12 protein-coding genes are annotated in these 14,240 nt (G+C 55.5%); all 12 read right to left on the bottom strand.

Translation table 11 applies throughout. The annotated features are described in order from the left end of the window. Positions 1–88 precede the first annotated feature (88 nt). A complete protein-coding gene (locus CCE92_RS08665) occupies positions 89–631 on the bottom strand; it encodes a hypothetical protein (protein WP_088007119.1) in 543 nt (180 codons plus the stop codon). A gap of 20 nt (positions 632–651) precedes the next feature. Then, positions 652–2,301, bottom strand: coding sequence for a solute symporter family protein (locus CCE92_RS08660; protein WP_088007118.1), 1,650 nt, complete (start codon positions 2,299–2,301; stop codon positions 652–654). 3 nt (positions 2,302–2,304) lie between these two features. Further along, a complete protein-coding gene (locus tag CCE92_RS08655; RefSeq protein ID WP_241535939.1) occupies positions 2,305–2,631 on the bottom strand; it encodes a hypothetical protein in 327 nt (108 codons plus the stop codon). Positions 2,632–3,259: 628 nt separating this feature from the next. Continuing rightward, entirely contained in the window at positions 3,260–3,823 is a 564-nt protein-coding gene (locus CCE92_RS08650) for a hypothetical protein (RefSeq protein ID WP_088007117.1), read from the bottom strand. 185 nt (positions 3,824–4,008) lie between these two features. Beyond that, positions 4,009–4,881: an ABC transporter permease subunit gene (locus CCE92_RS08645; RefSeq protein ID WP_088007116.1), complete on the bottom strand. Its 873-nt coding sequence runs from the start codon at positions 4,879–4,881 to the stop codon at positions 4,009–4,011. Then, complete coding sequence (locus tag CCE92_RS08640) at positions 4,865–5,800, bottom strand: ABC transporter ATP-binding protein (RefSeq protein WP_088007115.1); 936 nt, start codon at positions 5,798–5,800, stop codon at positions 4,865–4,867. The genes CCE92_RS08645 and CCE92_RS08640 overlap by 17 nt, the downstream gene beginning before the upstream one ends. A gap of 62 nt (positions 5,801–5,862) precedes the next feature. Then, the gene (locus CCE92_RS08635; protein WP_088007114.1) at positions 5,863–6,999 is read right to left on the bottom strand and encodes an anti-sigma factor family protein; all 1,137 of its coding nucleotides are present in this window, start codon (positions 6,997–6,999) and stop codon (positions 5,863–5,865) included. Beyond that, complete coding sequence (locus CCE92_RS08630) at positions 6,996–7,541, bottom strand: RNA polymerase sigma factor SigX (protein WP_088007113.1); 546 nt, start codon at positions 7,539–7,541, stop codon at positions 6,996–6,998. Before CCE92_RS08630 ends, CCE92_RS08635 begins: the two co-directional genes overlap by 4 nt. Positions 7,542–7,896: 355 nt before the next feature. Beyond that, positions 7,897–10,680 (bottom strand): S8 family peptidase, encoded by a 2,784-nt coding sequence (locus CCE92_RS08625; protein ID WP_144390995.1) that lies wholly within the window; start codon positions 10,678–10,680, stop codon positions 7,897–7,899. Positions 10,681–10,822: 142 nt separating this feature from the next. Beyond that, on the bottom strand, positions 10,823–12,046 hold the full coding sequence (locus CCE92_RS08620) for an S-layer homology domain-containing protein (RefSeq protein ID WP_088007111.1): 1,224 nt from the start codon (positions 12,044–12,046) through the stop codon (positions 10,823–10,825). 337 nt (positions 12,047–12,383) lie between these two features. Beyond that, entirely contained in the window at positions 12,384–13,304 is a 921-nt protein-coding gene (locus CCE92_RS08615; RefSeq protein ID WP_175578084.1) for a type II secretion system F family protein, read from the bottom strand. Positions 13,305–13,307: 3 nt separating this feature from the next. After that, positions 13,308–14,240: a type II secretion system F family protein gene (locus CCE92_RS08610; RefSeq protein WP_088007110.1), complete on the bottom strand. Its 933-nt coding sequence runs from the start codon at positions 14,238–14,240 to the stop codon at positions 13,308–13,310.

The following is a 14,240-nucleotide window of genomic DNA, read 5'->3' as shown; positions in this document are numbered from 1 at the left end:
CATTTCTTTTTATTCCATAATCATTTAGAATCATTTCCGCATCTGGGTCATACTTTTCATGGAATCGCTTCCGATACAGGGGCACAACTCAGCTCGGAACGACCAGATAGTAGACACTCGCCAGAAAAATGAGCGCCAGCGATGCAGCGATATACGCTTTTTTTCCGGTGAATCCTTCCACTGCCTGGACCACTCTCGCACTGATGAGATACATCCACAGCAGTCCGACTGCAAGCAGCGGCAAGTACACCGGACTTCCGAAACCTGAACCGGTCAGGAACGGAACAGCGAGAAGCCCCGGTATGAGGACGACCGGCACCGCGAGACTGATCTGCCGGAGAAGCCCTTTCCCTCCGATGCTTTTCGCGCCTGCCCAGAGCAGGAGCGAAAAGCCCAGCTTTGTCAGCCAGGCGGTCAGTACGCCGAAAAGGAGGAAAATAAGCGGGACCAGCGCATTCCGGAGCAGCGCCGACTCGAAGCTGCTGATATAGTCGGCATTCGACGCAATGGAAATGGCGCCATACCCTACTCCGACGAGGAGGAGGACCAGCCGGCTCAGCCGCTTCGCGTGCGGAGAGTCAAAGAATGCCTGGAAAGACTGTTCTTGGAGCGTGATCATTTTCCCCACCATTTTGATCTCCCTTTCTTTTATTACATGTTCCAGGGCATCAGTGCCCAGACAGCGACAGCGACACAGGCGATGACGGTGATGCCCGCTCCGACTTTACTGCTGTAGCGGTATGGCTGAACGTCCGTCCAGCCGTGGATCCGTTCAACAAGTTCCGTGTCCGCCTGCGTCGTAAGCCGGTTTGACAGCGACGGGATACGGTTCGTGATGTACGAGACGACAATCAGCAGGATGAAGCTGACCGGTACGGCGAGCATCGCGCCTGAAAGGCCGAGGCCGTCAGTCAGAGAGTGCCCTGTCAGGACAATGCTCGGGAAGACGAACGGCGAAACGACGATATAGAGGATGCCGCCTACCACTGCCGCGGCGATCGCCCCGAATTTATTCGCTTCCTTCCACCAGACACCGACGATGATCAGCGGTGCGTTCGTCACACCGGCAAGGCCGAATGCCCACAAAATACTGACGACGAGGAACGCCGGCGGATCGATCGCGAGAAGGATGCTCGCCACACCGCCGAAGAAAATGGCAGTGTACCCCAGGCGGAGGCTCGCTTTCTGCGAAATGTTCGGTTTCAAGGTGGACACGATGTCTTGGGACAGCAGCGCGCCGATTGCGAGCAAGTTGCCGCTGAGTGTGGAAAGACCGGCGGAAATTGCGCCCGCAATAACCAGGGCCGTCACCCATTCCGGATTGTAGACAAGGTTCAGGATGATCGTCAGTTTATCGGCGTCAGCTGCAGAAACCGTCAGTCCTTGCGTAGCTGTCGCGAAAACCCCGACGAATCCCATGGCGTAAGTCGCCGAGAACACCAGACCGAGAATGAAGGCGAACCAGACCATCGCCGACCGCGCGCTCTTCAGGCTGGATGCTGTGTAAACCCGCATCGCCAAGTGCGGCAGGCCGAGTGCGCCGATCGTGAGCGCCGGGATGATCGAGAAATACCATTTCGGCGAAAACTGGTAATCAAAGAACGTCGGAACGGATTCCAGCATCGCCGGAACCATGTCCGCGTAGAACAGCGGCGGGAAGAACCAGCCGGTACCGCCAACAGCTTTCATGATCGCTGCCAGCGGGACGATGAACATGAGCGCCATGATGAACATTTGGATCGCTGCGTTCTTCGTCGCGCCCGCCATGCCGCCGATTGTGATGTAGCCGACGATGAGCAGACCGCCGACGATCAGGCCGGTCATGTAAGGGATGCCGAGGAGCGTTTCGAATGTAACTGCGATCCCGATCATCTGACCGAGCGCGTACATGATGGAAACCAGAATCATGAACAGTGCGGCGATGATGGACGCCGTAACCCCGTAACGGTCACGGATGAAATGCGTCGGCGAGAATGCGCCCATCCGGCGAAGGCTTGTGCCGTAGATGATCGTGATAAGCGGAATCGCCAGAATCAGCTGGATCCATAAAAGAATGAAAGGCACCTGCAATTGCAGAATCAGTGCGGTAATCCCTAAAAATGTAGCCAAACTCATGTATGTAGCCGCCATTGCAAGCCCGTTCGTGACCGCTCCTACATTCGCACCGCCGACATATAGGTCTTTTGCAGAAGAACTTTTCCGGTTGGCCAAAAATCCGACGACATAAAACAACAGGAACGTCAGTCCAACGACGACCAGACCGAGAACCGGGTTAGATAACTGCCAGTTTCCATCGTTCATTTGTTATACCCCTCCCACTTTTTTGCTGGCAGTAATGACTGGTGCAACCGGATCCGGTGTGCCGATCGGTGCCGGTTCCGGAATGCTGTTGAGCAGTTCGTTCTCCCGTTCGATCTCGTCATCGATTTTATTGCCGATCTTCCCTGCCACAATCGTTAAAAAGAAAACACCGAACCAGCCCATCAAAATCGGGATGATATACATGACAGGGAACCCGAATAGCATCGCATCAACTGGGAAAATGGAGAAAATCAGCCCCATGTTTCCCACGAGGATGAAGGCCGCTGTCATTCCGATGGTGAACCGAACCTCTTTTTTATAAGCGTTCATTGAATCCCTTCCTTCCTTTCTGATCTCCGTGTCCATCCGTTCTCCACAACTTTTTCAACTCACCCCGTATGCCATCACTCAACCGCCGGCACGCCCCCTTTTTTACGAAAATAAAGAAAACAACGGTTTAATTGTAACCGCTTCCAACAAAAGGAGTCAATATAGTTTTTAGAAAATTTTAATAATTATTCCAAGAGAACTTATCTCCCAATTTATTGGCAAAAAACCCTTGTGCGAAAGGGATTTCCTCGCCTTTCAAAAAAACCGCTTATTTTCTGCGACACCATAAAATTCTCCCGTCCTTCCTGCAAAAACTCCTTGGCCATGCCGGCTGCCGCCTTCGTTTCAGCTGCCACAAAAACCTTCTCTTCCTTAATAAGGAAAAAGAGGTTGTTATATCAATCTATCATTGCGCTGCCCAAACCCCTTCCCTCCGACAGATTTCCGTCAGTGCCGGACTCCCCGCTGATCTGAAGAAATAAAAAAAGGGTCTCCGGCGGATTCAGCAAATCCGTCCGGAAACCGGATTGAACTCTGTTTTGTGCCTGTGTCACGTGTTCTAAAAAATCGTGCCTGATATAGTGACACGCAAAATCCCGACTGGCTGCATATTTTGCTTTTAACGCAGTTAAGGAACCATCCTGAACAAGTGAAGGTCTTCTTCTCCTTCCAATATCCGTTCATCATGTACGGTCTGATGAATGTTGCGGTATGTCTTCAAATAGTCCTCGGGTTCCGCGATTGTTTCTGCTTTAATCTGAAAGGCATAAACCGAAAAAACAGCTGACACTTTTTCAAGTTCTGCCCGATTCCATCCATCATCCTCAGCGGCGGTTAATAGTCTTTCCAGTTCTATAGGAACAGAGGGGTAAAGGTCTTGGCCAAATCCATCTGCGTATTCACCGCTATGTGAAGTCAGATGCAAAGCGCTGAATTCGGCGATTCCCAGTGCTGTCTCTGCAATTCCTATCCAGTCTGCGTCTGAAGCCTCCTGTTCGCTCAATGCGTTTTCCAGACTTGAAGAAGCGCGATGGATTTGACGGACATAAGACTTGATCAGCATCTCATCATATTGCCGTTCCTGCTCCAATTCATATAAATAGCCGACTCCACCCACCAAAAGAAGAATGATCAGCAAAAACATCGCCACTGCCTGGCCATCGTATCTTAATCCGATTTTCACGCCCTCCATTCTTTAGGCTGCCTGTATTAAATTTAATTGTACCAGTTCAGACTATACAAATTACTTAAATAAAAAAATTCTCCCGACGGAGCCGAGCGGCCGCGCCGGGAAAACTGTTTTCATATCGTACCGGATTAAATACTGGTTCTGCGCTTACATCACGCTTTTTTCAGAACCGCTTCCCGCCCCGGACCCTACACATCCCGCTTCCGGAAACTGTACACCGCAAACCACAGCATCCCCGCCCCGTACAGCAGCGCGTATACGATGAGCGCGTTGCTCGGGCTCGAAATGCTCGTGAACAGGCCGCCCTGCGCGATGGCGAGCGGGCTGCTGTCCGTGTTGAACAGCAGCACCGTCATTTTTCGGTAAATGGAATCGACGGGATAGATGAGGCTCATGACGATGCCGATGTTGATGAGCGCGGTCTTTTCAAGCACCGCGCCGAACTGCTCGATGAAGCCGCCGATGAAGGCCGCTCCGTACAGCATGATCGAGACGATCCCCGCGTTCAGCGTCGTCATCCGCGTGCTCAGCAGCAAGCCGAACGCGATCAGCACGAACGGCTGCAGCGCGAACACGCTCGCGGCACCGATCAGCTGCTGCGCCCCGAAATCGAGCGCCATCCAGTCGGCGCCGAACCCTTGGTGGATGAGGACGATGCCGAAAAATAGCGCGATGACATAGGCGACAAGCAGCACCGCCAGCCCGGCGAACTTCCCGAGCACGAACTGGGTCCTCGAAATCGGCCGCATGAGCCAGGTGTCGATCTGATGGCTCGCCACTTCGCCGGAAATCGCGCTGACGCTCGACAGGATCGCCAGGAGCGCCGCGATGAACGAAGAGAAATAAAGGCCGGCACCCAATAGCTGCGACGAGACGAACTGCTGAAGCAGCACGATTTCCGCCCCCTGCCCCGCGCCCGGTTCCACGGGCGGGGCTTCCCGGCTGACGAAGTAGATTGCGGTGGCGTACAAGGCGAGGAACACGACCGTCATGATGACCGTAATCAGGAAAATGCGTTTCGAGATGATTTCTTTCAGTGTCAGTTTACTGATCGCCCACATACGCGCTCTCCTTCTTCCGGTTCACCCAGTGCAGGAACACATCCTCCAAGTGCGGGATGATCGGCTTCACTTCATAGACCGCGATGCGCGCCGACGACAGGCCATGGATCATTTCCGGCACGTCGGACTCTCTTTCAAACTGGACGAGCCACCGCATGCGCGGGCCTTCCTGTTTTATTTTCCGGACATGGGTCACGCACGGCGGCCACGGCACGTCCGCCGGGTGATCGGTGACGACTTCGACCTGCGCTTCGATCTGCATCAAGTCCCGCCACAGCCCCTGCACGATCATGTCGCCTTCGTGGACGATCGACACGTGGTCGCACACAGACTCCACTTCATGCAATAAATGACTGTTCAAGAACACGGTTTTGCCGCGGTCCCGCAAATACAGCATGAGATCCCGGACGTCTTTGCGGCCGATCGGGTCGAGGGCGGACGTCGGCTCATCGAGAAACACGACTTTCGGATCGTTCAGGATCGCGCAGGCGAGGCCGATCCGCTGGGACATCCCTTTCGAGAACCCGCTGATCCGGCCGCCGTCGCGTCCCGTCATGCCGACGAGGTCCACGACTTCATCGATCCGTTTCCGGCGCTCCCGGACCGGGATTCTGCACAGCTCCGCATGGCTCTCCAGCAGCTGTCTGCCCGTCAGCCAGTCGGGATAGCGGAACAGTTCCGGCAAATAGCCGACCTGCTCCCGCGATCTGATCGTGCCGATCGGTTCACCGAGAATAAACCCCCTGCCGCTCGTCGGTTTCAGCAGGCCGAGCATCGTGCGGACGAACGTGCTCTTCCCGGAGCCGTTCGGTCCGAGGAACCCGTAGATCGTCCCTTCTCCTATGGACAGCGACACATCGGATATGCCGCCTTTGCCGTTATATGTTTTCGTCAGTGCGTCCGTCTCGATGACGTTCATCGTCTTCCTCCCGTCCCATCGTGAAAAGTCCAGGGCGCCGGAGCACCCTGAACTTCCATCAGTTATTGATTGATCTGCTCACCCACACGGATCAAGTCCTGCAAGCCCATTCCGTCTTCGGAAACGACCATGTGGATGTTGCTGTCCGCCTGCCACACGACGAACGATTCCCCGTCGCTTTCCACATTGAACCCTTCCGCGCCGCCGACACTGATTTCATTCACATCGGCTTCTTCCGAATTCACTTGCGGGACCGGCAGTGTCGTTTCAAAATCCGTGATGCCCGCCAGCTGCGTCTTCACGTTTTCCGGAATGAACGGAAGCGACAGCAATGTATCCCGCAGTTCGGCGACGGACACGCCTTCCGGCACAGTGATCTCAGGCGACTCGGTCTTCACGTAAGTGATCGGCTGACCGTCCGTCACGTAGTTCACGCTCACAGCGTCCGGCACCGCCACGGAAAACGGCTTGCCGTCCAGCAGCGGATTGAACTGTTCATCGGAGCCGAGCTGTGCGAGCAGCTGGTTCGCTTTTTCGATATTCAAAGTGAACGTGATGGTCTGCGCCGGCAGGACATGGACGCCTGCGGTCTCGAACCCTTCCAGCTGCGGCACGGAATAGCCGGCCGCCGCGGCTTCTTCAGCTGTCTGGAACTGCTGCGGCTCACCTGACGCGCCGGTGCGTTCCAGCTTGCCGATGCCTTTCAGGTCGAGTTCACCCGCTTCGTTTTCACTGACCCACTGTTCGATATCCTCCAGGTCGTTCTGCGTCAGCTGCACCATCTCGAACTGATCCACCCGGAACAGCGATAAAAACTGGCTTGCGCCGACCTGCACCTGCGGGATCGCGAACGAGCTGACAATCGCGGCCGCCGCGACGCCTGATGCGATGAGGCGTTTCGTCTTCGTTTGCAATTCACTCCATCCTTTCCTTGCTTTCTGTTCTTTATTCACCAGCGGCTGACCGGTGCCGGTGCCCTGCAGCCGCTTTTCGAATTTCGTCCACGCCTGCTCCGTGTCGACCGCCGGCTCATCCGCCGCCAATGTCCGTTCGAAAAAGGCCTGGAGACTCTGCAGTTCGGCGATTTCGTTCCGGCAGGTACGGCAGTGTTCCAAATGCCGCATGATCCGTTTTTTCTCATCGCGGCTGACTTCCCCGTCCAAATAAGCCTGCAGCGTACCGATATCAAGACAAGTCATTCCGCCTCTGTCCTTTCCGCCTTATGGATTTTCCTGAACCGTTTCTTCGCCCTCGCCAGCCAAGCGCCGATGGACGTCTTCTCCACATTCTTGCTTTCCGCGATCTCCTCATAGCTGTACCCTGAAAACTTCATCATCAGTAATTCGCGGTCCCGCTCCGGCAGCTGCATCAGCGTCTTACGGACGGCATCGATCGCTTCAGCCTTCATGTACTCGTCTTCCAGCGAGCCGGCTGTCCCGGTCTCCGCCTGCTCCTGCCTGCTTTTCCTGGCCCGGTGGCGCTGTTCGGACCGGATATGGTTATAGGCCGTATTGGCGGCGACTTTCGCGAGCCATCCCGGCAGACTGCCGATCGCGCTCCGATCCGTGTGGTACAGCTTGACGAACACGTCCTGCGCGATATCTTCCGCCACCGACTGGTCCTTCACAATGACCATCACCTGCCGGACGACCTGCGCGTAATATTGTTTGAATAACTGCCGGAACTTCTCGTCTTCTGACAGATTGCTCGTCACTTCAGACAAATCTGCCGCCTCCTCCATCACCGGTCCTCCCCCCCTCTGCGGGTCTTCACTAATAGGACACCGGAATCCGTTATTTCGTGACAGGTTTTCCGAAATTCGTTTCAAATGTTCCGCCCAACAGCTGCCGATGATGACGGATCCATCCCAAAATAAAAACAGTGTTCCTTTCTGGATTGGACGCACTGAAAACTTTCGAGTTCCCTTTGTACCGCGAGCGCTTCAGAATAAAATAATCGCACAGCTCTGCCCATTATTAACATCACCCTAAAAAAACCGCCAGGCGGAATCGGCTGATCCCGCCTGGCGGCTTCGTTTCACTGCAGTCGTCAACTCAAGTTTCCAGAACATCTTCCAAATACAGGAATCTAAAATCCTACTCTCCGGCCAGCCGATACAGGAAAACGGCCAGCTGTCCGCGGGTGATATTCTGGGACACGCCATACCGCGTCTCGGATATTCCATCTGTGACTCCGTTCGCTACTAAAGCATTTACGGCTTCCCTGTAGCGGTCTGACACATCGGTGAATGGAACCGGATTTCCATCCCCCTCCAGTTCATACGCCCGCTGAAGGATCAGTGCCACTTCCCCTCGGGAAAGAGGATCTTGTGAACCGAACTGGGTCGCTGTCTTGCCATTAATGATTCCGGCCGCCTTCAGCGCATTGACTGCCCCTGCTGCCCGGTCCGGCACATCCGTAAAACCGGATGCCGGCGCAGCTTCAGTATCCAGATCGAGCGCACGTGCCAGCCAGATGGCGGCATCGGCACGCTTGATATTTTCTTTCACACCGAACTCTTCTGCTGATAAACCTTGTGTAATTCCCTGCTGGACCAAATAGGCGACAGCCGGATAATAAAATGAGGAAACGTCCTCAAAGTGGATAGTGACAGGAGTTGGTTCAGGTGCCGGTCCGGATTCTGTCACCTCCACCGCGATAGCTGCAGTTTCACCTTCATACGATACGCGGATCACCGTCTGTCCGGCAGTTTTCAGTACGATGTTTCCATCAGCCGCAGTCGCAACAGAAGTATCTGCTGAGGACCAGTCCGCTTCCTGTGTCACCACTTGTACCTCGCCATTCGCGAAAAGTGCGGAAACCCCTATCTGAACAATATCTCCCGGTTCACCGGTTACAGTGGTTTCAGCCGGTTCCAGACCAATTACGAGATTAAGTTCCGGTTCCGGCGCTGGTTCCGGCGCTGGTTCAGGAATCGGTTCCGGTTCCGGGACATCCACGGCGATCGAGGCGGTTTCGCCTTCATGCGCAACCGTGACCGTCGTGCTGCCGTAGCCCCTTAAATTGATGCGGCCGTCAGAAACGGTGGCGATGCCGGTGTTCGCTGAAGTCCAGATCGCGTCCTCCGTGACATTGACTTCTGTGCCGTCGTCAAGCAGCGCGGAGGCAGTCAGGGCAATAGTATCGCCCAGTTCGCCTGTCACAGACGCGCGGTTCGTCTCCAGATCAACGACATCCGCTTCAGGTTCAGGTTCGGGCACCGGCTCCGGCACTGTCACGCTGATGACTTCTGATTGCCCTTCAAATGACGCCATGATGGTTGTACTGCCATAGCCGGTCAGGCCCACGATCCCATCGGTCACCGTGGCGATGCCCGGATCGGCCGACAGCCACTCCGCTTCGCCTGATACGTTCCGTTTTTCCCCGTTCCGATAGACGGCTGTCAGGGTGACTTGAATAACTTCCCCTAACGGAGCGGTGATCGCCGTTTGATTCACTTGGAGATCCGTGACCGGATTGGGCTCCGGCACTGTCACATTAATAAACGCCGTCTGGCCGTCAAACGTAACCGATATCACGGTGGTTCCGTACCCCTTGAGCGTTACCGCTCCATCTGTCGCGGTTGCGACTGCCGTGTCGGCCGACGACCACTCCGCTTCGGCCGTCACATTCCGGACCGTCCCGTCCCCGAACTCTGCGAAAGCCGTTACAGACAGGACATCACCGACCGAACCGGTCAGTGAATTATCACTCACAGTCACAAATGAAGCCCGATTTTCAGCTTCTGTAACAATCGGTTCAGTAAAGGTAGTCACCAAAGGCAGGCCATAACCATAAAATGGATCTCTGCCTGAAGCGCCGAGATCTTTCGACAGACCGATGAGCACCGACCGCAATTCCTGGTTCGTCAGCTCGGGATATGCTTCCATCAGCAGTGCCAGTTCACCGGTGACGTAAGGAGTCGCCATGGATGTCCCGCTCAAGTACGCATAGCGGTTTTCCGTATACGTGCTTAAGATACTGACACCGGGAGCAGCCACTTCAACGGCGGGCCCGGTGGATGAAAAGACCGCGCGGGTCAAATTCCGGTCCACGGCGCCGACCGCGATGACAGACGGATAACGGGCAGGATAATCGATCGTATCCCCTGAACCGTCTGTCGCTCCGTCATTGCCGGCTGCCGCCACCACAAGGAGACCGCTCGCGTACGCTTTATCCACAACCGCTTTGAAAGCGAGGGAGTCGGCCTGTGTCCCGGCGCTCAAATTAATAATATCCATGTCGTTCTGAATCGACCAGTCGACTCCTTGGATAATATCGGATAAATAAGCGGCGCCGTCCTGATTGAACGCTTTGACCGCATACAGTTCGGCGCCATACGCTACACCTTTCACACCGATGCTATTGTTTTGGGCGGCGATGATGCCCGCCACATGCGTCCCGTGCCCTTGATCATCTGCATAAGAAGTTGTGTAATCCACAGTCGATATCCCGCCCGCAATGGCAAGATCGCTGTGCGGAGCGATCCCCGAATCAATGACCGCCACTTTCACACCCTTCCCGGTGAATCCCGAAAGCCAAGCTCGCGGAGTGTCGGTCGCTTCGATTCCCCAGTCAACCGTCTGCGCATTGAGTGTCACAAGAATATCCTCTTCCACATACGCGACATCCGGATCTTCCAGCAGTTCATCCACCGCCTGGACCGGCACCTCCGCGGCTGCGGCTTCCACCGCTTCATACGTCTCTTCCACCTCACCGCCTGTGTCTTCCAGCGTCTCCTCCATTTCCGCTTCGCTCACTTCTTCATCGAAAACAACAATTACCCGTTTTTCCGTGTGACTGTCAGCAGCGGCCGGCTGCATACCAAAAATCGCAACAGACAGCACGGCCGGCAACAGGCAGGATACCCATCGGTTCAAAATTATACTCCTCCTTCTCGGTGCCACCCTTCTCGGTGCCTATCCTTCTCGGTGCCTGGCACCAAAATTCATATTTATGCATACAACTTCGACAATTGGTGCCAGGCACCATCCACAGCCCGCGATACCATCGATTGTTCCGTTATGTAACTCGATTCCGCTCGTTCACTTCGGCGATGACCGCCGTCACGTCCGAGACGGCTGCCACATCGGCTTCCCGGAACGCTTCAAGGTACGCGCCAAGCAGAGCCTCGTCCACGATTTCCATTCCGAATTCGCCTGACGCGTAAAGCGAACGATTATGGAGCACTTCCAACAACTCCAGCAGCTCCCCTTCCGTCGTTTCCGCGCCGACCGCATCAAGCCCTGCGACCGCCCGCTTTTCAGCGATCCGGTTGGCTGCCGCCACCGCTTCCTGCACTTCTCCCGCCGTAATGAATCCTTGTCCGGCCACCATTTCCAGATAAAGCGAATACTCATCCGGATGCACCGATTCTAGGCTGAACGCTTCACTGATATCTGCAAGCGCCGCGAGCGCCGCTTCCAAAGTATTTTCAGCTTCTGCCGTATGGACGACCACCAAGGCGGCCTGGACGGCTAAAGCGTGCAACAGCTGCTCCTTCTGCGCCCCATCGGCATACGCCTCCACGAGTACCCGCGCTTCCCGGATCTCCATGCTGTCCAGCCCAGACAGTGCTTCTTCCGCCGCCTCAACTGCCGCAGCTAATCCTTCCGCGTCGCTTTTCAGCGTTTCCGCCCGGTAAATGAACAAAGCGAATTCGCCTCGGGTAATGAATTCATCCGTCCCGAATTCCGTAGGTGTCTCCCCTTGCGTGATGCCAGCTTCCAGGAGTCCGGCGACCGCTTGACGGTAGCGGTCGCTGACGTCAGAAAATCCGAAGTTTTCCGGCTCGCCGTCAAGACTGTAAGCGCCGGCGTCGGCGAGCATCAGCGCCGCTTCCCCGCGTTTCAGCGGATCTTCAAACCCGAAATGAACGGCTGTCTTCCCGTTCACAACTCCCGCCTGTTTCAATGAATTGATCGCCAGCACTGCCCGGTCCGGGACATCGGCAAAACCGGAAGAAGCCGCGTCCGGGTCTTGGATGCCCAAGGCTTTCGCTAAAATGACCGCGGCATCTCCCCGCTTAATCTCTTCGTCGATACCGAACCGCGTTTCCGTCAGTCCGCTCGCCAAATTGCTCGCCACTAAAAATTCGACAGCTTCCTCATAGCGGTCCGGCACATCTGTGAAAGCTGCCGCCGACACCGTATCTGCAGAAACTGCCGGGGATACTGCCGCTACTGCCAGCACCGCACCCACACCTGCCGCCGTAATTTTTGTTAAGCTCCTTGACCTTTTTTTCATGCACAGTCCTCCTCACGCAAAATGACCTAATATGTAAAAACACAAACGATAGGTATAATAACTCACTACCCGCTCAAAGACCTAACTAACTCGCTTTTTTCAAAAACATGTCTTTTTGATTACAAATTTGACGACTTTTTAGAAACGAAAAATCGGCTCTCCCGCTATAAAATCGCTCCTCTACAAATCAAAAACCGGCGGGGGAACCATCCGATTCCCCGCCGGTTTCTTACCGCTGTTTGTCATATTTTCACGGTGCCTGGCACCCGTTTTCTGAATATTCCCCGCCACAGGCACACAAAAAACGGCGCCCAAACGCCGCTTTCCTCTTCCCGTATTACATGATTTCCATAAACTGAATCGCCGCCGGGCTCAGTAAAATGACAAACAGCGTCGGGAAAATGAACAGGACGAGCGGAAACAGCATTTTGATCGGCGCCTTCATCGCTTTTTCTTCCGCACGCTGCTTCCGTTTTTCCCGCACGTCTTCCGTCTGCACTTTCAGCACGGTCACCATGCCGATCCCGAGCTTTTCCGCCTGGATGATGCTGGTGATCAGCCCTCGCAGCTCCTCGAACGCCAGCCGGCCGTTGATGCCGTTCAGCGCGTCTTTCCGTGTTTTCCCGAGCCGGATCTCTTCCAGGCAGATGCGGAACTCATCCGACAGCACGCCCTGTTTCTTGGATGTCACTTTGCTCAGCGCCGCGTCGAACCCGAGGCCCGCTTCGAGACTGATGACCAAAAGATCCAACATATCCGGCAGTTCTTTGAGCGCCGCCACTTTCCGTTTCCCGATCAGGCTGTTCAAATACATCTTCGGGATGACCACACCGCCAACCGCCGTCAGCAGCACGAGAAGCATCCCTTTCAGAAAGCCCGTCTGGAACAGGAGCGCCGCCCCGCCCGCAAGGAGAATCCCGAGGAACGTCAGCAACGACTGGAACAGCTTGAACTCGATCGGGCTGAACCCGAACGGCTGCCCCGCCTGTAAAAGCCGCGTCTCCAGCTCGTCGGCTTTTTCCTTATTCAGCTTCTTCTGATACGTTTTCTTCGCGTTCTTCCACGCCGGCTTCACCATCCGCTCCATGAAAGAACCCGCTTTTTCTTCGACAGGCGGCAAGTCCGCCGCCGCAGGAGTTAAGGCGAAATAATTTTGGATCCGGCTCTGCGTCCGGGACCGCTTCGCCATCGGAAACGCGAATACCGCGTAACAGCTCAGCGTGATGAACAGGAAAAAGCTGACGAGCAACAGAAGCATACGTTACACCTCGATCGTTGTGATTTTGCGGATGAAGAAAAATCCGATGGCGGCCGACACGCCGGCGCCCATGAGCAGCATCCGGCCGATGGGATCCGTGAACAGGACGCTGATGTAAGCCGGATTGATGACATAGATGAGCCCGCCCACGCCGACCGGCAGCAGCCCGATGACCATCCCGGACATTTTCCCCTGGGCGGTCAGCGTTTTGATCTGATTTTCCATACGGATCCGCTCCCGTGTCGTTTCCAGGATTTTATCGAGCAAGTACGCCAAGTTGCCGCCCACTTGCCGCTGGATCAGAATCGCCTCGACCAGCAGGTCCAAATCGCCGCTCGGCATCCGGTTCTTCCAGTCGATGAGCGCGTCTTCCAGGCTCGTGCCGTACTGCATCGTCTTCAGCACGTACTCCACTTCTTCTTTCACGGGCGAATGCGCTTCCTCCGCCACCATCTGAAGCCCCTGCAAAAAACTGAACCCCGCCCGGAGCGATCCGGTGAGCGATGAGATCATCGCCGGAAGGCCTTCATTGAATTGCTTGATCCGCTTTTGCTGCTTGTTTTTCAGCATGAGTCCCGGCAGCGAGTAGCCAATCAGACCGCCGATCAGGAACAGCGGCAGCTGGTGGGTCACCACATACAGCAGCCCGCCGCCAATCAGCACGGCGATGCCTTGGAACGCGATGAACTCTTCCGCTTTCATCGGAAGCCCCGCCGCGTTCAGCCGCTGTTCCAGGCCGTCCCGCTTTTTGCTCGGCTTCTTTTTCTTCCGCACGAGCAGCCCTTTCAGCATGTCGTTGGCCGACTTGGCCAGCGCCTTCAGCGTCACCGGATCTTTTTCCGCCTTCTCCGGCCCGTCCGCGCCCTTCAGCGAACTGATGAACAGCAGCAGCAGAAAACAGCACGAGAACACCCCAGCAAATGCGATCACCGCCAT

Origin of the sequence: Indiicoccus explosivorum, assembly GCF_002167005.1 — a bacterium.
Classification (GTDB): domain Bacteria; phylum Bacillota; class Bacilli; order Bacillales_A; family Planococcaceae; genus Indiicoccus; species Indiicoccus explosivorum.
The sequence above is the reverse complement of the archived record's forward strand: the minus strand, read 5'-3'. Positions and strand labels throughout refer to the sequence as shown.